The sequence below is a fragment of the Mycobacterium sp. NGS64 genome (genome assembly GCF_059812245.1).
The window spans coordinates 14,149-32,433 of record NZ_JCALCI010000021.1; the positions used below are offsets into that span (position 1 = coordinate 14,149).

The following is an 18,285-nucleotide window of genomic DNA, read 5'->3' on the forward strand; positions in this document are numbered from 1 at the left end:
CGACGGCGAGAAGACCACTCGCACAGGGCATTCCGAAGCGCGCGCTGATGACTGATCCGATGCTGGACGGGCGCGGCGTGGTGGTCTCGGGCGGCAGCCGCGGCATCGGACGTGCGGTCACCGAACTGCTGTGCGAATTGGGCGCCGGCGTGGTGGTCAATGGGCGGGACCCCGGCGCCGTGGCGGAGACCGCCGCGGCGATTTCGGACGCCGGTGGACGGGTCACCCCGGTGGCCGGGGCAGCGGACGACGAGCGCACCGCCAGCGAGCTCGTCGACGCGTGCGTGAACACGTACGGCCGGCTGGACGCGCTGATCAATTGCGCCGGGATCGCCGAGCCCCCCGGCTCGTCGATCCTGAACATTTCACCGGAGGAATTCGACCGCCTGATCAGCGGGCACCTGGGCACGGCGTTTCACACGTGCCGGGTCGCGGCCCGCGTGATGGCGGCGCAGGGGCATGGATCGATCGTCAACACCGGCTCGGTGGCGTTTCTCGGCGACTACGGCGGCACGGGTTACCCGGCGGGCAAGGGTGCCGTCAACGCGCTGACGATGGCCATCGCGGCGGAACTGAAACCCCACGGCGTACGGGCCAACGTGGTGTGCCCCGGCGCCCGGACGCGGCTGTCCACAGGTACCCAGTACGAAGAGCACATCGCGGACCTGCACCGCCGCGGGTTGCTCGACGAGGTGACGATGCGAGCCTCGCTCGACAGCGCCCCGGCCGCGTTCGTCGCCCCGCTCTATGCCTACCTCACCAGCGACTTGTCGCGCGGTGTGACGGGCCAGATCTTCGTGGCCGCGGGCGGATTCGTCGGCAGCTTCGACCGGCCGACGCCGCGCGTGCTTGCCTACCGCGATCACCACGACGCCCAACCGTGGTCGGTCGAGGAACTGCACAAGATGGTCGGCGGGCCGGCGCCGAAGTGACCGGGTTCGTTGAACCGATGGGCGCTCGGGCACGTATCCAATGAAGTGACGGGCCCGCTTCGGATACTTGTCATCGGCGCCGGCGTGAGCGGGATCTCCGTTGCGCGCGGACTGCTGCGAGACGGCCACGACGTCACGGTCTTCGACCAGCGCAAAGACACGCGCGCCGGCGGTGGGGCGGTGACCACCTGGTCCCACGGCGAGGCGGTGCTGCGGCAGCTGGGTGTCGACATGGACGGCGCCGGTCAGCTGCTCTCCCGGGTGCAGGTGCTCACCTCTCGGGGACGCCAGCTGGCGAGCCTGGACGTGAACGCGATGGTGGACCGCCTGGGCGCACCCGTACGGATGGTTCCCCGCCGCGTGCTGGTGGAGAGGCTGTTGGACGGCTTCCCGACCGATCGCATCCGAGGCAACTCCCGCGCGGCGCGGGTCGCGACGAACCCCGATGGCGTCCGCGTCGAATTCGAGGACGGCAGCGTGGCCCGGGGCGACCTGGTCGTCGGCGCCGATGGCCTGCACTCCGTCGTGCGCGGTGTCGTCGGCGCCCCCGCCGCCGAACCGACGGGGTGGTGCAGCTGGCAGGGACTCGTCACCCTTCCCGGGATCGTCGACAAGCGGGTGGCGATGATCGTCATCGGCGAGCGCGGCAACACCGGCGTGTGGCCGGCCGGAGGTTGCGATGTCCAGTGGTGGTTCGACCTGCCCTGGTCCCGCGATTTCGTCAGGCCCCGCCGTGCGATCGACCAGATCCGGTCGAATTTTTCCGGGTGGTCCGACACCGTCGACCTGGTCCTGGGCAGACTGACCGAAGAGGACCTGGAGGGTTCGCCCTACCCGCACTTTCGGCACCCGACGCTTCGCCCGCTGGGCGCCGGTCCGGTGACATTGCTGGGGGACGCCGCCCACACCATGCCGCCCACGCTCGCGCAGGGAACCAATCAGGCGCTGCTCGACACCATGGTGTTGTGCCGGGAGCTCTCGGATGTCCGGGTCAACGGCGGCGCCGAGGATCGGTCCAAGGAAATCGGCGCCGCCCTGCGCCGGTACGAGAAGGCCCGGCGTCGACGGGTCGGCGCTGTGTCCCGGGTCGCGTCGCTACAGGTGGCCCACGGTGAGTCGGTGTTGTGGCCGGCCACGATGATTCCCGACCGGGTACACACCTGGATGCTGACCACGTTTCTGCGGTGCACGAGTCACCGCCGGCTGTCGGCGGCGATCGATCGCCGCCTCGGGACGGCGATGCCGATCGCGGCGGGCCGCCGGTGAACGCGGCGGCGATGGTGCGCGGTACCGACGGTCCGGTGCGGGTGCGCGGCGATCTGGAGGCGCCCTCACGCTGGCTCTGGCTCGTCAAGTGGTGCGTGCTGGCCGTCCCGCACTACCCGATATTGATCCTTCTTTATCTGGTGTATCCGCTGCTGACGATCGTTGCCGGCGTGGCGATCCTGTTCACGGGGCGCTATCCCCGTCCGATATTCGACTTCAACGTCGGGGTGCTGCGCTGGTCGTGGCGGGTCATGAACTACCGCTTCCCGATGAACAGCACCGACAAATACCCGCCCTTCACGCTGGCGTCGCGGCCCGACTATCCCGGTGACCTGGTGATCGACTACCCGGAGCGCCTCGCCAATTCGGCGGTGCTGGTGAAGTGGTGGCTGCTGGGGCTCCCGCAGATAGTGCTGTGCTGGGCGATGGAGCCGCTGCTGCAGGTGCTTTGCGTCATCAACGCGGCCTGGTTGCTGTGCAAAGGGTCCATCCACCCCGGCATGTTCGACCTGCTCATGGGGATCGTTCGGTGGCGCTACCGGGTGGCGGCGTATGTATCGTTGATGAGGGACGAATACCCGCCGTTCCGGCTGGATTTAGGTGGCAGATAACGCGCGAAAATCCTTTGTTCCCATACATATATCGGTTCGGTCAGCCGATTTTCGACCGGCTCTTCTACAACCGATATCGTCGAGCGGCGCTCGCCCACGCGACCGGCCGGCTGCTGATGGTCGGCCTGGGACCGGGGACCGATTTGAAGTTCGTGCCGGAGGCAGTGACGTCGGTCGCCGCCGTGGAGCCGGTGGCCGCATTTCGGCGGATGGCGTCGCGCGTAGCGGACCGCCACGGACTTGCCGTCGACATCGTGGACGGCACGGGCGAGTCGATTCCCTTCCCGGACAACAGCTTTGATTCGGTCCACATCGGGCTGGTGCTGTGTTCGGTCGATGACGTGGCGGCCACGCTGGGGGAGATCCGGCGGGTCCTGGTCCCGAGGGGCAGGTTGGTGGTGCTCGAGCATGTCCGCGGAGACGGGGCGATGGGCCGGCTGCAGGACCTGGTCGCGGGGCCATGGTCGTGGTTTGCCGCCGGCTGCCATCCCAACCGCCGAACCGTGGATGCCATCGCCGTGGCCGGCTTCGATACCTCTGGGCTGCGCAGCATCCGGACGCCGGTGCCGTTCCCCTGCAAACCGCATCTGCAGGGCTTCGCCACCGCGATCGACGGCAACGCTTGAAAATTCGCGGAAGCGGTTGGCATAGCCGAACTTTCCCAGGGGTGGCAGTCGGGGCCACCAGTCCGTCGCGAATTGATCGCTCATTCCTATGTCAGCTGGGTCACCGAGTTGTAGGCTCGCGTAATCAAGCCCGGTGAGCCGTGCGGCGTCCGGGACTGTGCCCTTGACGGTGGCGGCCCATCGAGCAACCTCACCTGACGCCATCAGGTGAAATCTGCAGCATCGGGCGACTGGGGCAGGACATGTCATTTGTAATCGCGGCGCCGGACATCGTGACCGTGGCGGCGACGGATGTGAAAAACATCGGGTCAACGATCAGCGCGGCCAGCTCGGCAGCGGCGGCTCCGACGACCGCTTTGCTGCCCGCGGCCGGGGATGAGGTGTCGGCGGCGGTTACGGCGTTATTTGTCTCGCACGGGAAGGCGTTTCAGGCGTTGAGTGCGCAGGCAGCGGCGTTTCATCAAGAATTCTCGAAGGTGCTGGGCGCCAGTGCTGCCGCGTATGCGAGCACCGAGGCCGCCACCGTTTCGCAGTTGGAGGCCGCGTTGCAGGGTGGTGTTCGTGCGCTAACGCCGGCCGCGGGCACCGGGTTTTCGTCGATTGCCGGGCCCTACGAAACGCTGTTCGCCAACACAGCCGCGAACTTGCAAACACTCGGGGGCGCCATCGCCGCCAACCCGGCGCCATTCCTGCGCCAGTTCCTCATCAACCAGATCGGCTACGCGCAGACGATCGCCGCAGCCGCCGAACACGTGCTCCAGAATCTTCCCGCTGTGTTGGCGAGCCTGCCGGCGAACATCCAGGCGGCCATTCAGGCGCTGCTGGCCTTCGACCCGGCCCCTCTCGTGCAGCAGATCATCGCGAACCAATTGGCCTACGCCCACATCATCGCGACGTCTCTGCAGAACGCTGCCCATGACTTCGTCGTCGGACTGGAGCAATTGCCGGCGGCCTTCCAATCCGCCTTACGGGCACTGATGGCGGGGAACGTCAACGGCGCGGTGAACGATATCGCGCAGGGCTTCCTGAATCTGTTCTTCACCGGCGTGGATACGACCGAAACCGGCGATCCCCTTGTTCCGCCCGGGATCGCCATCACCGTCACCCCGGCGGGAAGCCTGGGAGACCTGTTACCGATCCTCACCATTCCGGGCCTGGTGGCTCAGGACTTCACCAACCTGCTGCCACCCGCCACCATTCCGGCACAGGTCTCGCAGAATTTCACCAACGTGGTCAATACGCTCACGGACACGTCCGTCAGCGCAACCGCGCTTCTCGGGCTCGGGACCGGCGGTCTCAGTGCCACGCTTACGACGGACATCGGGCTGCCGGCGGCGCTTCTCATCGACGCGGTGGGCGCGCCGGTCAACGCATTCGGCGCAGTGTCGGCAACCGCATCGCAATTCGTCGGCGAGTTGCAAACCGGCAACATGGCCGGCGCGGTCGGCACACTCGTCGACGCCCCGGCCGTCGTCACCGATGCCTTCCTCAATGGGCAAACGACCCTATCGCTGTCAATTCCACTGCCAACCTTCAGCACAAACCTCGGCAACAGCGTCCTTTTAGGGACCCTGTCGTTCACGAACGGCAACGCTGACTTCGACATCCCGCTTGATGGAATTCTCGTGCCGGAAACCCCGATAACGGGCGTGATAACCGGAACCGCGACAGGTACCGGTTTGGCGGTCTCGGCGAGCAACGTCGCCGCGGCTCTCATCAACAACACCCAACTCCCGCTGGACGTTCTCGTCCTGGGCACGCCAACCAGTGGGCTCGCTACCGCCCTGCTGGTCTTCGCGCCCGAGCAGCTCGCGCTGGCGATCACGCCCGCTGCATAGGTTGCCCAACCCGGATGCCGTGTCCGGAGCGGCATTGAACTAATCCGGTCCCTATTTCGTGTCGTTCTACACGCTGCGTGTTGTCGGTGATGACTGCGCCGGCACATTGTCGCGGCCCTCAGGGAAGGGACTGTGGTCATGAATTTCTCGGTATTGCCACCGGAGATCAATTCGGCGCGAATGTTCTCGGGCGCGGGTTCCGGTCCGATGCTGGAAGCGGCGGCGGCCTGGGATGGTTTGGCCTCCGAGTTAGGGTCGGCGGCGTCGTCGTTTTCGTCGGTCACGTCGGGTCTGACTCAGCAGGCGTGGCAAGGTCCGGCGGCGGCGGCGATGACGGCCGCGGCGGCCCCTTACACCCGGTGGTTGAGCGCGGCGGCGAGCCAGGCGACGGGCGCGGCCGGGCAGGCCCGCGCGGTGGCCGGAGCGTTCGAGTCGGCCCTGGCGGCCACGGTCCATCCGTTGCAAGTCACGGCGAACCGGAACGGGTTCGTACAGTTGGTGATGTCGAACCTCTTCGGGCAGAACGCGCCCGCGATCGCGGCCGCCGAGGCCGAGTACGAACAGATGTGGGCCCAGGACGTGGCCGCGATGGTCGGCTATCACTCCGGTGCCTCGGCCGCCGGCGCGGCGCTGGCGCCGTTGCATAACCTCGCCACCCAGCTCGCGTCGGCGCTGGGCCTCAGCCCGGTCACCAATCCGGTCGCCGGCGACCCGGATTTCATGAGCCAAACCACCAATTTCGGCGGGCTGTTGACCGCCACGGCGATTGCCGACCCTGACGACAACCACTTTGTTGCGGCTAATTTCGCGAGCCCGCTCTTCACGGCTTCGGCGACCTCCGGGGCTGAGCCGACAACGGGCATGGGTGCGGTCGGGCAGACGATCCTGACGTTCCAGAGTCCGGTGGCCCCGTTCCTGAACGGTTCGTTCGCCCTTCCCATCACGGATCCCATAGCCCCGCTGTTTACCGCGCTGCTTCCGCTCGGCCTCTGAGCGTCCGCGGGTACCGGAGGGGAGTGCCCGCCCCGAGATTGCCGTCATGGTCGTGATCGGCGCCGGATCACAGCCTTGACGGCAATCTCGGCGCGAGTCCTGCTGGTCGCCTACTCGACGCTGACGGCATCGATGATGTTGAGGTGTGCCGCGCGCCGGGCCGGCGGCACCGAGCCGAGCAGGCTGATCGCCAGCGCGCCGAGCGTGAACGCACCCGCCATCCAGCTGGGACGGAAGGTGACCTGGAAGTTCATCATGTCGCCGCTCACGAGGCTGAAAAGCCATTGGTCCGTCAACCCGAACAGAAGGCCCAGCACGCCGCCGACGACGCCGATGCCAGTCGCCTCGGCCAATACCATCCCCAACGTGAACCGTCGGCTGGATCCCATCGCCCGCAGCACGCCGAGTTCGCGGCGCCGCTCCAGCACCGAGAGCGTCAGTGTGTTGAGCAGCGCGACCGCGGCCACCAACACGACGATGATCCATACGGCGTTTGCGATGAACATGCTCTGGTGCATCGGGGCCTCCAGCCCCGCCAGCTTGGCGCGGCCGTCGTACACGTAGTTCGGGCCGGGCACCGCGCGACGCACGTCGGCGAGGAGGCGACCGGCGTCCACGCCGGGCGCCGCGGTGACCTCCAGTGTGGTCGTGATCGGGCGGTCGAACCACCCGCGCAGTTGGTCGAGGCCCATCCCGACCGTCCCGATGACGGTCGAGAAGTACGGCACCAGCGCCAGCACCGTTGCCTGCCGCACGCCGTGCGGTGTCTGCATCCGCAATTGCTCGCCGACCCGAACGTGCAGCGTCTTGCCCAGGTTCTGGGAGAGCACCACACCCCCGCCGGCGAGCACCTGGTCGCGGATCCGTGGGTTGAGCGCGCGGTACAGCGGGTCGGCTGTGCCCGGGGAAAAGCCGTCGAGCATCACCCGGGTGCCACCCACTTCGGCGAATCCCAGCGCGCCCTCGGTGACGTGCCGGACGCCCGGCAACCCGGCCACCTTCTGCGAAAGGCCTTGCGGCAGAGCATCCGTGGGATAACTGTCGGGGGAGTTCGCGCTCACCCAGACCGGGACGTCGGCGACCGGCGCGAAGATGCCCCGCGCCGAACGGATCATGTCGGCGTTGGTGCCCGTGATGGTGACGGTGGTGACGACCGCGATCAGCACCGTCATCACCGTTGCCCACACCCGTCGCGGCGCGCGCTCGATGGTCGCAGCCGCAAGGGCCCCGACGGAGCCGAACACCCGGGCCGTCGCGGCGGTGACGTTGACGATCGGTGCGCTGAGCGCGAATCCGAGCGCTATCTCGGCGGAGAACACCGCCGCCATCGCGACGAACGCGAGGATGCCCCGCTGGTCGACGACGACGGCGATGGAGACGGCGAAGACCGCGACGGCGCCAACCCCGCTCGCGACGCGCAGCCACCGCGGCACGCGGTCCGCGGCCGAAACCCCGACGGGCGCCAGCGCCTCGATGGGTGCGACCTTGTACACCTGCCGCGCAGCCATCGCCGATGCCACGACGCTGGTGAGGGCGGTCGCCGCGAGGGCCGCCGGTATCGCGTAGCCGGGCAGCCAGTACTCGATGCAGGCCTCTAGCCCTTGCGTCATCGCCGGCGGCAAGCGGCCAATCGCGATGCGGCCCAGGAGAATGCCGAGGGCCGAGCCGAGCGCCCCGCCGATGACACCGAGGATCGCGGCCTCCGCGAGCATGTCGCGGACGATGGTGACGCGGCGGCCGCCGATCGCGCGCAGCATCGAAATGACCGGCCGCCGTTGGCTGATCGCCATGGTCATGGTCGTGTAGATCAGGAAGGCGCCGACCATCAGGGCGACCATCGCCCCCATCAGGGCCATGTAGTTCATCAGCTTGACCCCGTCGCCCGCCCGGGTGGCCCGCATGCTGGGGTCGGCGACGATGGCGCGGCCGTTCACGGCGGTGGTGATCGCGGCGCGGACCGTTGCGAGGTGGGCGCCGGGTTTGGTGGTGATCAGGATGGAGTCGAGCTGGCCGTCGCGACCGGTGATGTTCTGCGCCAAGGCAAGTGGGGCAAGGACGTAGTGCCCACCGTTGAGCGCGGCGACCTGCTTGCCCGCGAGGACCTCGCCGACGGTCACCGACCGCGACCCCAATTGGAACGTATCGCCTTTGGCGTGGCCGATACCGGGCCCGACGCGAACCGCGTCCGCCGGACCTGTTGGGCCGGAGGGATTCCCGGGCGCTCCCGGCGACCCGGGTTTCAGCGCGTCCTTGAGCGCGCCGCCCAGGGCGGCCAGGCGCTCGTCGGCGCCGAACAGCAGGACCGGGCCCGACGACGTGGACGCCGTCGTCCGGATCATCGGTGCCGCCGTCGCGACCCCGGGGACCGCGGCGACGTCGGCGGCGATCGTCTCGGGAAAGCCCGCGTCGGTGATGCCTGACACCTCCAACGAGGCGATGCCCGCGACGCCGTCGGCGAGCCGATTGACCGATCCGCTGATCGAGCCGAAGATGCCGAACACCGCGACCAGATACATTGCCGATACCGCCATTACGGCGACGGTTGCGCTGGTGCGCCGGCGATGCACCGCGAGTTCGCGCAGGCTGAACAGGCGCAGCCGGCTCGCCGCGGCGGCGATCCCCGACGCCGGTGTCACACCATGACCCCCGCACGCTGGTCGGAGCCGACTCGGCCGTCATGCAGCGTAATGACCCGGTCGGTCGCCGCGGCGGCGTCCGAATTGTGGGTCACCATCACCACCAGCCGGCCGCGGCCGGGCTCGTGGGCCACCTCGCCGAGTAGCGCCAGAATCGACCCGCCCGTTGCGGAGTCGAGGTTTCCGGTGGGTTCGTCGGCGAGGATCAGCGGGGGGTCCATCATCAGAGCGCGCGCGACGGCGACCCGCTGCATCTGGCCGCCGGACAGCTCGGCGGGCCTGTGCTCGGTCCGGTTGCCGAGCCCGACGCGCTCCAGCAGCCGGATCGCGTCCGGTTTGGCCTTGCCCAGGCGGACGCCGTCGAGCAGCTTCGGCACCGCGACGTTCTCCCACGCCGACAGCGTCGGCAGCAGGTTGAAGAACTGAAATATGAAGCCGACGCGATGGTGGCGAAACTCCGACTGCTGTTCGTCGCTGAGCCGGCCGATCTCGTCGCCGTCGAATTCGATCGACCCCGAATCGGGGGAGTCCAGGGCACCCAACAGATGCAGCAGGGTGCTCTTGCCGGCGCCCGACGGCCCGACCACCGAAACGAAGTGCCCGCCCTCGAGGCGCAGGCTGATCTCGTCGAGGGCCCGCACGGACTGGCCGCCGACCCGGTATTCGCGCACCACGTCGCGCAGCTCGATGGTCAGCACCCGTGGAAACATGATCCTCCCCGCGCTCACGCCGCACCCCAATAGCGCTGGTACTTCAGATAACGAGGCCGAGCCGGGTTCGGTTCATCGGGGCGAGAAGAGAACGTGCCCGGCGAGTTTGGGATGTGAAACGCCGACCCGCGTCCTACGCTGTGCTCCGGACCGCAGGAAGGTGTTTGCCAATGCAACCGAACCCGCTCGACCCAGTCGCCAGCGAACGGCTGTCGCACGCAGGCAAGGTGTTCACGACCGATCTGTCGATCAACGAGTTCGCTCTGCTGCACGGGGCGGGGTTCGAACCGATCGAACTCGTGATGGGCGTTTCGGTCTATCACGTGGGCTATCAGTTCACCGGCATCAGGCAGCAATCCGAGCTGCCGGTGCTCACCGAGGCGACGTACCGCGCGCGCTGGAATGCGATGTCGCGGATGCAGGCCGAGGCCGATTCGCTGGGGGCGGACGGCGTAGTGGGTGTGCGGCTGGACTGGCGTCACCAGGGGGAGGGCGAGCACCTGGAGTTCATCGCGGTCGGCACCGCCGTGCGCTACACCGCGAAGCCCGGGGCATTTCGGCGCCCCAACGGGCAGGCGTTCACCAGCCACCTTTCCGGCCAGGACCTGACCACGCTGCTGCGGTCCGGATTCGCCCCGGTCGCCTTCGTGATGGGCAACTGCGTGTTCCACGTTGCGGTGCAAGGGTTTATGCAAATGCTGAAGCAGGCGGGACGCAACGCCGAGATGCCGCAGTGGACGCAGGGCAGCTACCAGTCTCGGGAGCTGGCGATGTCACGGATGCAGAGCGAGGCGGAGCGCGACGGCGCGAACGGCATTGTGGGGGTCCATTTCGCCATCTCGAATTACGCGTGGGGACATCACACGGTGGAGTTTTACGTTGCGGGGACGGCGGTGCGTCGCAGCGGCGAGCCGCAGACCCTGACGCCGTCGTTCGTGCTGCCGCTGAGCGATTGATGATGAGCCTCGATCACGAGCGGGTCAGTCGCGCCGTCGGGTCGGCCTTGTCCGGCCCGGGCGGCGTCGCGCTCGTAGTCAAGGTGTTTGGCGGCGTTCCCGGGGTGATCGTCACACCGGCGCGGCGGGGCCTGTTTCGGTCGCAGCCGGAACGGGTTCAGATCGGTGACTGGCGCTACGAAGTGACCACTGACGGCCGGCTCCTCGCCGCCCATGTGGTCAACGGCGTGGCGATCGCCGAGGAGGTCCTCGCTGCCGCGGCCGTCGGTCCCCACATCGCACGGTCGCTTGGGCAACTGGTGAGCGGTTACGGCCCGACGATCATGCCCAACATCGACGCGGCGCTCGAAGCTCTCGACACCAGCTTCTGAGATTCGACCGGCCGATGACTTTGGGGCCGGGCGGAGGTCTACCCCGTCGTCATCCCTGCCGCCCATTGGAGGCTTGCATGTTCGAAGGTGCCACCCGTGACGCTCTGTGGTCGGCGGCCCATGCGGAGCGCGCGGCGCTCGCGGACGATCTCGCCGGCCTCGACGACGCCCAGTGGGCTCTGCCGTCGCTGTGCGGGCGGTGGGTCATCGAGGAGGTGGTCGCCCACCTTACCGCCGCCGCGAGCACCGGCCCGCTGCGCTGGTTCGCCAGTGCCGTCGGCGCTCGATTCGACTTCGACCTGCACAACGAGCGCCGTCTGGCCGAGCACCGCGGCGCGACTTCCGCCGAGACGCTCGAGCGATTCCGGCGGGTCATCACGAGCACCACCGCGCCGCTGGGACCGACCGCCGCATTTCTGGGTGAGGTCGTCGTGCATGCCCAAGACATCCGGCGGCCCCTCGGGCTCCTTCGCACGCCACCGGTGGACGTCGTCGTCCCGGTGGCGGAGTTCTATGCGCGCCGGGACTTTGCGGTGCGTAGCCGCAGCGCGATCGATGGTCTGCGGCTGGAGGCGACCGACAGTTCCTTTGCGACCGGCGCCGGCCCGCTCGTCAGCGGGACGACGCTCGCGCTGACGATGGCGATGGCGGGCCGCCAGGCTTATTGCGACGATCTTGCGGGCCCGGGCGTCCGCGCGCTCCGCGCCCGATGCGCTTCAGGCTGACGCACTTTCACTCGCCGGCGGCGGGTTGTTTCTGGTCGATCGCCACCACCCACCGGCTGAACCGCCAGGCGCCGTCCCGCTTGACCGCGGTGAACTCGTAGCGGCCGGTCAGGTCGGGGCTGGGCGAACCGCCGTCTTTGACGGCAAAAACCTGGACGTAGCAGTGGCCGGCGGCCTCGGTGGCGCTCTGGCTGGCGAACCAGAACGAATTCAGCGCGTGGCGCCGTTGGTTGCATTCCTCTTTGAAACGCTGTTTCCTCACCGCAAGCAGGGCCATGACGGTGTCGATGTCCGCCGACAGCGGGCTACCCTCGTGCAGCAGCACGAGCTGCGGTGACTCGGTGAACAGGGCGCGAAAGTCGTCGAGCCGGTTTTCGTCATACGTGTAGGCATAGGCCCCGAACAAGTTGATGATCGCCAGTCGATCGGTGGCATCGAAGTCCGTGCGCCCGACGTCCGTCACCACTCGGCCTCCTCAAATTCGAAATGCTGCCGCGTCGATGGTCCCACGCACTGCGTCGTCGCCTATTGAGAAAAAGGACACGGCTGTTGAATGCTGGGTGGGCGCCGCTGGCCGGCCCGCGAGGAGGCTGTCATGACCTACGACCTGATCATCCGGGGCGGAACCGTGGTGGACGGCACCGGCGCGCCGGCGCGGACCGCCGACGTCGCGGTCACCGACGGAATGGTCGCCGAGGTGGGCCGCGTCGGGGGCACCGCCAAACGCACCGTCGAGGCCGACGGGCTAACGGTGACACCGGGATTCGTCGACGTGCACACCCATTACGACGGGCAGGCCACCTGGGATCCGCATCTCACCCCGTCGTGCTGGCACGGCGTCACGACGGCAGTCATGGGCAACTGCGGCATCGGTTTCGCGCCGGTGCGTCCCGATCGGCACGGCTGGCTCGTCGACCTCATGGAGGGCGTAGAGGACATTCCGGGCTCCGCGCTGTCCGAGGGCATCACGTGGGAATGGGAGTCCTTCGGCGAGTATCTGGACGCCCTCGAACGGATGCCGCGCGCGGTGGACGTGGCCGCGCAGATCCCGCACGCCGCCGTTCGCGGCTTCGTTATGGGTGACCGCGCGCACGAGATCGCGACGGGCGCGGATCTCGACGCGATGTGCGGAATCGTCGCCGACGGCCTGCGCGCCGGGGCGGTGGGCATGTCGTTCGGGCGCACGGCGGGACATCGCAGCGCGTCGGGCGAACCCGTGCCGGGAACCTACTCCGAGGAGGACGAACTCGCCGCACTGATGGCCGTCATGGCCGAGGTGGGTTCGGGTGTGCTGCAAGTGGTTCCGGCTGGCGTGGGCGGCGCGATGGGCGGCGACCAGCGCCACTCGATCGACGCCGAGATCGATTGGATCACGCGGCTCGGGCGGCGATACCGGATACCGCTCACCTTCCTGGCGATGGTCAACGAGCAGGACCCGCACGACTGGCGGCACTGGTTCGCGGCGGTGCACGAAGCCAACTCCGCCGGTGCGATGATCCGGCCGCAGGTCGCCAGCCGCGCCTTCGGAATGTTGATGGGACACCAGTCGCGGATGAATCCATTCCGGCACCGCGCGACGTATCGGCCGTTGATGGAATTGCCTTTGGCGCAGCGGGTTCAACGACTGCGTGATCAGGACGTCCGGGCGCGAATCCTGGCCGACGCGCCCGAGCCGACGCCGGAGCCGTCGGCGGACCAACTCAACAGGCACCTGTTCAAGCGCCTGTATCCACTCGGCGAAGCGCTCGACTACGAGCCCGCGCCCGAAGACAGCATCGCCGCGATCGCCGAGCGGGAGCGCCGCGACCCCTGGGAGGTCACCTACGACGTGCTGCTCGGCGCCGAGGGACGCGAATTCCTGCTGCTGCCCCTGCTCAACTACGCCGGCAACAACTACGACCACCTGTACAACATGATGGCCGACCCGGTGAGCCTGCAGGGGCTGGGCGACGGCGGGGCGCACTGCGGAATCATCTGCGACGCCAGCATGACCACGTACCTGCTGTCGCACTGGGTCGGCAAGCGGACCCGCGGCCCGGGCCTGTCGCTGGAGGCGGCGGTGCACCGCCTCACCGGCGATCCCGCGGGCTTTTACGGGCTGGGCGATCGCGGCGTGCTCGCCCCCGGGCGGCGCGCCGACATCAACCTCATTGATCTGGATCGACTGCGGCTGCACTACCCGGAGCGGGTCGAGGACCTGCCCGGCGGCGCGGGCCGGTTGATCCAGCGCTCGGACGGTTACGTCGAGACGATGGTGCTGGGCGAGACCGTCGTCGCCGACGGCGAACTGACCGACGAAAGGCCCGGCGGTCTGGTCCGGGGATGCCGCGCGGCGGCCGTCTAAAGCCGGCCCGCGGCGAAGTCCGCCGCCTGATCAACCATCCCGGCCTCGACGTATTGCCGGTGCGCGGCCGGGAATCCCGATCCCGAACAGACGGGATCGTTGGGAACGCACAACTCGATCGTCTTCGGCGCGTACAGCGGACCGATCGTGACCGGGGGCTCGTTGATGATGCTCATGAACTGGGTCGACGGCTTGCCGAAGAGGGCGACGGCGGCCACGTGGTTGGCGACGTCGGCCGGCATCGGCTCGGGCGGCTGTGCGAGGTTCGCCCCATCGGGGACCCGGTTCGCGGTGACGAAGCCCATGACGGCCGCCCCCTGCGAATATCCGCCCAACACCATCTTGGTTTTGGGGCAGTTGGCCGCCATCGACTCCACGTGATGGCCGGCGTCGGTGATGCCGTCGATCGCGGTGGGGAAGTCGGTGGTGGCCGGGTAGTTGACCGGGTACACGCCGAGCGATCGGGTGCCGACGCGCGAGCGCAGCGTGTCCACGAAGTCCTGCCCGACGCGGCCCACGCCGGGCGGCTCGGTGGTGCCGCGGGCGAACACCACCTCGACATCGGGGCACGGCTCGGCATACGCAGAGGGAACGGACGCGAGCGGCAGCGCCCAAATCGGCGCCACCGCAGCACAAATGAGGCGGGCGAGGGGAGGAAACTGCACGTGGAAAATTTTGGCATAACGTGATGGCGGCTGCTCGGCGAGCGTCCGCCGGCGGCGGGACGTCCGGGTGGGCCCGCAAGACGCGGCGGTCCGGACATGTCGCAGGTCAGCGCGCTACCAGGCGCACCACAACGGCCGATGTACGCATCGCGTTCGCGAGTCGAACGGCGGATGAGATGTGATCAAGTCGATCCGTCGGCGCCCTCCCGAACGGCCCGCCTGCGCACCAGCGAACGGGCAGCGCGTAGCGCGCCGCGGAACGCGTAGGCGGCGGTCACCACCGACAGCAGGATCAGCAAGACGAACATCGGCAGCCAGTTGCCCCTGCTGTGATCGACTTCCCACCAGATGACGGTGAACAGCACCACGCAGAGCAAGAGCACCACGTCCCGCCAATTGCCCCGGTAGGTCAGCGCAGCCTTGCGCAGCGCGCGATTCCTGTCGGCGACCTCGACCAGATCATCGATGCGCTCATCGATGCTGCGCCGCAGCTCGGCGCGGCGCTCGACTGCCTCCGGGGGGAGACGCTCCAGCAAGTCCATGTCCTGTTTGATCAGCTCGCGATAGTCTGGACCTCTGAATTGACCGGCCGCAACGGCGAGCATCAGGCCACCTAAAACGGGCGCGCTGTTCAGTGCGAGTTGTCCCAGCCCTACCACGTCCCCTCCTTCGTCGGTCGTCAACGTCGGTTCGTTGAGGATGGCCGAACTCGGGGTGAGGGATCAACCACTTCGGCGGTATCAGGACGCCCTGGACGGGCGCCCCCGCGCCCGCGCGGGCTCGGCGCCCCGAAGGGCGTCCATGGTGCGTATCAGCTGTGGATAGGCGATCGCGGGTCCGATCCAGCGGGTGAGATAGCGCCGCAATTCGGCGCCGCTGCGCGGCGGCCGGCCGGGATCGGTGAGGAAGGAGTGCAGCACCCGCAGGCTGAATTCGTTCAGTTCGTCGAGTCCCGCCTCGTCGAAACCGTAGTGCTCCCAATCGATGTCGAAGCGATGCAGCATCGAACGTCCGAACGCCAACGCGGTATCGGAGATGATGGAGACGCCTTGTCCGCCGCGATGGCGCAACACGAATGCGAGCTGATTGTCCGACGCCAGCCGCTCGATGGCGAAAGCCATGCCCTCTGTCATCGCCACCACCGGGTCGGTCACGCCCTCGAGCTGGGTCGCCAGGCGGTCAAGGAACCCGTCGGCCGACCGCATCGCGGTCGCCACCAGCAGCGCCTGGGTGCCGGGGAAGTACCGGTAGACGGTCTGCCGCGTCACGCCCAGCGCGCGCGCCACGTCGGCGATTCCCATTGCCTGGCCGCGCTCGTCGATGATCCGGTCGGCGGCGTCCAGGATGCGCTCGATCGCCTCCTCGTCGGAGGCGGGCGTGTTCCCTGCCCAGCCGTGACTGCGCACGCTCAGCCGATCCTCACAGCTGGATAATAACGATTCGGTTGGGCCACTGGGCTTTAGGCGGCGCACGCTTTGAGAATGAGGCCGACTGCCTCGTCGAGCTGTTCCGCGATCTCGTCATAGCTGACGAACCGGGCCGTCAGGAGGGCCCCGGAGAACGTCATCTGAAGCGCGGAGCGCACCGCGCGGGGCCAACCGGGACCCAGCGCCGCCGCGATCCGCCTGGACACCTCTTCGCCGATCTGCTCGCGCAGCGGCTTGACCGCGGGATCGTCGGCCATCAGCGCCGCGCCGCAGGCGGTCGCCAGCTCGGGCTCGTCGGCGACCATCAGCGCCATGTCGCGCAGGGTCGCGCTAACCCGCGCCTCGGTGGTGTCGTTGACGTCGGTGTGCAGCGGCAAGTCCCGCAGGAAGCGCAGGTACACCGCCGCGACCAGCGCGCTCTTCGACGGAAAGTACGTATACGCGCTGGCCGGGGACACGCCGGCGCGCGTCGCGACCGCGCGCATCGTCAGGGCCGCGTACGACGATTCGCGCAGTTCCTCCAGCCCGGCCTCGAGGACCTTGCGGATCGTCTGCGCCGGCCGGCGGTCGGAGCGGCGGGCCGTCCCGGCGTCCGTCGGAGAAGCCGCCTGTCTAGACACCGGTCCAGTGTAGAAACCGGTGGGCAATCTAAGGTGGCGCCCATGGCCGAGGACGACCGGCGTCGCTGGGACGAGCGGTACGCCGGCGCAGGGTCACCGCAGCTGAGCGAGGTCGGGCCGCCCCGCTTCGTCGCGCGCCACGCGGAGCTGTTTCCGACGTCGGGACGCGCCCTCGACCTCGCCTGTGGGCAGGGACGTGGCGCCGTCTGGCTGGGCCGCCGCGGCCTCGACGTCTGGGCGTGCGACGTGTCCCCGGTCGCCATCGAGCAGGCGCTCGAGTTGGCGCGGCTCGCCGGCGTCGCGGACCGCTGCCACTTCGACGTCTGGGATCTGGACGATGGGCTGCCCGCCGGGCCGTCCGTCGACGTCGTCCTGTGCCATAACTTCCGGGACCGCCGCCTCGACGAGGCGATCATCGAGCGCCTGGCGCCCGGCGGGCTGCTGGCAATCGCCGCGCTGAGCGAGGTCGGGGCCGCGCCGGGACCGTTCCGCGCCACCCCGGGCGAGCTGCCCGCCGCGTTCGCCGGGCTCGAGCTCATCGACGCCGGCGAGGGCGACGGTCACGCGTGGTTGGTGGCGCGCCGCTGAGCGACCGCCTCGACCCTGCGCACAGATCGCGAATTCCCGCGAAATCGCGATCTGTGGGCAGCCTCGGCGCGCTGGGCGTGCGCCCGAAAACCGGTAATGTCACCACGATGGAGCGGCGCGTGCTCGAAGCGATCATCTATGAACGCGAACCGCCGATTGCGCGGATCATCTTGAACCGGGTCGACAAGGCCAATACCAAGGACGCGGTGTTGGTCACCGAGGTCGATGACTGCCTGCACGAGGCCGACCGCGACAAAGAGATCAAAGTCGTCATCATCAAGGCCAACGGAAAGGGGTTCTGCGGCGGGCACGTGGCGCGGTGGGGCCCGGACGAGAACCCGTACCCGGACTTCGGAAATACCTTCGAGGACCTGTACAAGGGGACGGCCGACCTGTTTCTGTGGCCCACGCTTTATCTGTGGGAGTTTCCCAAGCCGACGATCTCGGCGATCCACGGCTATTGCATGGGCGGCGGCATTTATCTCGGCCTGCTGACCGATTTCTGTGTCGCGTCCGAGGACGCGTATTTCCAAATGCCGCTTGCCCAAAGCCTCGGCGAGCCCGGCGGGCACACCATGATCGAGCCGTGGTTGCTGATGAACTGGCACCGCACCATGGACTGGCTGTTGCTGGCGCCGACGCTCTCGGCGCAGGAAGCGCTCGACTGGGGTCTGCTGAACAAGGTGGTGCCGCGCGAAGAGCTGGAAACCACCGTCGAGGAGATGGCACGCAGGATCTCCCAGATCCCGTTGACCACGCTGATGGCGGTCAAGAACAACGTGAAGCGGGCCTGGGAATTGATGGGAATGCGGGTCCACCTCCAGGTCAGCCACATCTTGACCAACATGGTGGGCGCTGCCTCCGACGTGCAGGCGCGCCGGGCCGAACTCATGCAATCCGGCATGAAGCCAAGGGATTTCGTCGGCCGCGACGAGAGTTCTCAGAACGAGCAGACGTAAAACCCCCCAAACTGCGCG

The 18,285-nt window shown here is 68.2% G+C and carries 18 protein-coding genes and 1 pseudogene; 12 read left to right on the forward strand and 7 right to left on the reverse strand.

Annotation, left to right across the window (positions count from 1 at the left end; translation table 11 throughout):
* Positions 1 to 47 precede the first annotated feature (47 nt).
* The 6 genes and pseudogenes from AC5Y4S_RS29395 to AC5Y4S_RS29420 all read left to right on the forward strand — a co-directional run.
* Positions 48 to 932 carry an SDR family NAD(P)-dependent oxidoreductase gene (locus tag AC5Y4S_RS29395; protein WP_500036041.1) on the forward strand — a complete coding sequence of 295 codons (885 nt, stop codon included), beginning with the start codon at positions 48 to 50 and terminating at the stop codon, positions 930 to 932.
* A 45-nt stretch (positions 933 to 977) separates the two neighbouring features.
* Positions 978 to 2,198 carry an FAD-dependent oxidoreductase gene (locus AC5Y4S_RS29400; protein ID WP_500036042.1) on the forward strand — a complete coding sequence of 407 codons (1,221 nt, stop codon included), beginning with the start codon at positions 978 to 980 and terminating at the stop codon, positions 2,196 to 2,198.
* 41 nt (positions 2,199 to 2,239) lie between these two features.
* A complete protein-coding gene (locus AC5Y4S_RS29405; protein WP_500036053.1) occupies positions 2,240 to 2,809 on the forward strand; it encodes a DUF4389 domain-containing protein in 570 nt (189 codons plus the stop codon).
* Entirely contained in the window at positions 2,806 to 3,435 is a 630-nt protein-coding gene (locus AC5Y4S_RS29410; protein ID WP_500036054.1) for a class I SAM-dependent methyltransferase, read from the forward strand. The genes AC5Y4S_RS29405 and AC5Y4S_RS29410 overlap by 4 nt, the downstream gene beginning before the upstream one ends.
* A gap of 242 nt (positions 3,436 to 3,677) precedes the next feature.
* On the forward strand, positions 3,678 to 5,273 hold the full coding sequence (locus AC5Y4S_RS29415; protein WP_500036043.1) for a PE family protein: 1,596 nt from the start codon (positions 3,678 to 3,680) through the stop codon (positions 5,271 to 5,273).
* 138 nt (positions 5,274 to 5,411) lie between these two features.
* Positions 5,412 to 5,907: pseudogene (locus AC5Y4S_RS29420) on the forward strand (PPE family protein); the annotation flags it as partial.
* Positions 5,908 to 6,376: 469 nt separating this feature from the next.
* On the opposite strand, the gene AC5Y4S_RS29425 reads toward AC5Y4S_RS29420, so the two are convergent.
* A complete protein-coding gene (locus AC5Y4S_RS29425; protein ID WP_500036044.1) occupies positions 6,377 to 8,902 on the reverse strand; it encodes an ABC transporter permease in 2,526 nt (841 codons plus the stop codon).
* On the reverse strand, positions 8,899 to 9,597 hold the full coding sequence (locus tag AC5Y4S_RS29430; RefSeq protein ID WP_500036055.1) for an ABC transporter ATP-binding protein: 699 nt from the start codon (positions 9,595 to 9,597) through the stop codon (positions 8,899 to 8,901). The genes AC5Y4S_RS29425 and AC5Y4S_RS29430 overlap by 4 nt, the downstream gene beginning before the upstream one ends.
* 185 nt (positions 9,598 to 9,782) lie before the next feature.
* Between AC5Y4S_RS29430 and AC5Y4S_RS29435 the strand changes: the two genes are divergently transcribed.
* From AC5Y4S_RS29435 to AC5Y4S_RS29445, 3 genes are all read left to right on the forward strand, one after another.
* Entirely contained in the window at positions 9,783 to 10,568 is a 786-nt protein-coding gene (locus AC5Y4S_RS29435; RefSeq protein ID WP_067158961.1) for a heavy metal-binding domain-containing protein, read from the forward strand.
* Entirely contained in the window at positions 10,568 to 10,939 is a 372-nt protein-coding gene (locus AC5Y4S_RS29440) for a DUF5073 family protein (RefSeq protein ID WP_500036045.1), read from the forward strand. The genes AC5Y4S_RS29435 and AC5Y4S_RS29440 overlap by 1 nt, the downstream gene beginning before the upstream one ends.
* Before the next feature lie 77 nt (positions 10,940 to 11,016).
* Entirely contained in the window at positions 11,017 to 11,664 is a 648-nt protein-coding gene (locus AC5Y4S_RS29445; protein WP_500036046.1) for a maleylpyruvate isomerase family mycothiol-dependent enzyme, read from the forward strand.
* Positions 11,665 to 11,671: 7 nt separating this feature from the next.
* Here the strand turns inward: AC5Y4S_RS29445 and AC5Y4S_RS29450 are convergent, their stop codons facing one another.
* Complete coding sequence (locus AC5Y4S_RS29450; protein ID WP_500036047.1) at positions 11,672 to 12,127, reverse strand: nuclear transport factor 2 family protein; 456 nt, start codon at positions 12,125 to 12,127, stop codon at positions 11,672 to 11,674.
* 132 nt (positions 12,128 to 12,259) lie between these two features.
* On the opposite strand from AC5Y4S_RS29450, the gene AC5Y4S_RS29455 reads away from it, so the two are divergent.
* The gene (locus tag AC5Y4S_RS29455; RefSeq protein WP_500036048.1) at positions 12,260 to 14,008 is read left to right on the forward strand and encodes an N-acyl-D-amino-acid deacylase family protein; all 1,749 of its coding nucleotides are present in this window, start codon (positions 12,260 to 12,262) and stop codon (positions 14,006 to 14,008) included.
* On the opposite strand, the gene AC5Y4S_RS29460 is transcribed toward AC5Y4S_RS29455, so the two are convergent.
* The 4 genes from AC5Y4S_RS29460 to AC5Y4S_RS29475 all read right to left on the reverse strand — a co-directional run bounded on the left by AC5Y4S_RS29460 (position 14,005) and on the right by AC5Y4S_RS29475 (position 16,720).
* A complete protein-coding gene (locus AC5Y4S_RS29460) occupies positions 14,005 to 14,646 on the reverse strand; it encodes a cutinase family protein (protein WP_500036056.1) in 642 nt (213 codons plus the stop codon). The two genes, AC5Y4S_RS29455 and AC5Y4S_RS29460, sit on opposite strands and share 4 nt — an antisense overlap.
* A gap of 209 nt (positions 14,647 to 14,855) precedes the next feature.
* The gene (locus tag AC5Y4S_RS29465) at positions 14,856 to 15,278 is read right to left on the reverse strand and encodes a hypothetical protein (RefSeq protein WP_500036057.1); all 423 of its coding nucleotides are present in this window, start codon (positions 15,276 to 15,278) and stop codon (positions 14,856 to 14,858) included.
* A gap of 135 nt (positions 15,279 to 15,413) precedes the next feature.
* On the reverse strand, positions 15,414 to 16,079 hold the full coding sequence (locus AC5Y4S_RS29470; protein WP_500036049.1) for a TetR/AcrR family transcriptional regulator: 666 nt from the start codon (positions 16,077 to 16,079) through the stop codon (positions 15,414 to 15,416).
* 53 nt (positions 16,080 to 16,132) lie between these two features.
* Entirely contained in the window at positions 16,133 to 16,720 is a 588-nt protein-coding gene (locus AC5Y4S_RS29475; protein ID WP_500036050.1) for a TetR/AcrR family transcriptional regulator, read from the reverse strand.
* 42 nt (positions 16,721 to 16,762) lie between these two features.
* Here AC5Y4S_RS29475 and AC5Y4S_RS29480 point away from each other — a divergent pair, with 42 nt between their 5' ends.
* Entirely contained in the window at positions 16,763 to 17,308 is a 546-nt protein-coding gene (locus AC5Y4S_RS29480; RefSeq protein ID WP_500036051.1) for a class I SAM-dependent methyltransferase, read from the forward strand.
* A 107-nt stretch (positions 17,309 to 17,415) separates the two neighbouring features.
* A complete protein-coding gene (locus tag AC5Y4S_RS29485) occupies positions 17,416 to 18,267 on the forward strand; it encodes an enoyl-CoA hydratase-related protein (RefSeq protein WP_500036058.1) in 852 nt (283 codons plus the stop codon).
* The last annotated feature ends 18 nt before the right edge of the window (positions 18,268 to 18,285 follow it).

What these genes read in the sequence shown, in the direction of transcription:
- AC5Y4S_RS29480 (WP_500036051.1), top strand. Translation starts at nt 16,763, where the DNA reads ATGGCCGAGGACGACCGGCGTCGCTGGGACGAGCGGTACGCCGGCGCA.
- AC5Y4S_RS29395 (WP_500036041.1), top strand. Translation starts at nt 48, where the DNA reads ATGACTGATCCGATGCTGGACGGGCGCGGCGTGGTGGTCTCGGGCGGC.
- AC5Y4S_RS29445 (WP_500036046.1), top strand. Translation starts at nt 11,017, where the DNA reads ATGTTCGAAGGTGCCACCCGTGACGCTCTGTGGTCGGCGGCCCATGCG.
- AC5Y4S_RS29440 (WP_500036045.1), top strand. Translation starts at nt 10,568, where the DNA reads ATGATGAGCCTCGATCACGAGCGGGTCAGTCGCGCCGTCGGGTCGGCC.
- AC5Y4S_RS29435 (WP_067158961.1), top strand. Translation starts at nt 9,783, where the DNA reads ATGCAACCGAACCCGCTCGACCCAGTCGCCAGCGAACGGCTGTCGCAC.
- AC5Y4S_RS29485 (WP_500036058.1), top strand. Translation starts at nt 17,416, where the DNA reads ATGGAGCGGCGCGTGCTCGAAGCGATCATCTATGAACGCGAACCGCCG.
- AC5Y4S_RS29455 (WP_500036048.1), top strand. Translation starts at nt 12,260, where the DNA reads ATGACCTACGACCTGATCATCCGGGGCGGAACCGTGGTGGACGGCACC.
- AC5Y4S_RS29415 (WP_500036043.1), top strand. Translation starts at nt 3,678, where the DNA reads ATGTCATTTGTAATCGCGGCGCCGGACATCGTGACCGTGGCGGCGACG.
- AC5Y4S_RS29465 (WP_500036057.1), bottom strand. Translation starts at nt 15,278, where the DNA reads ATGCTCGCCGTTGCGGCCGGTCAATTCAGAGGTCCAGACTATCGCGAG.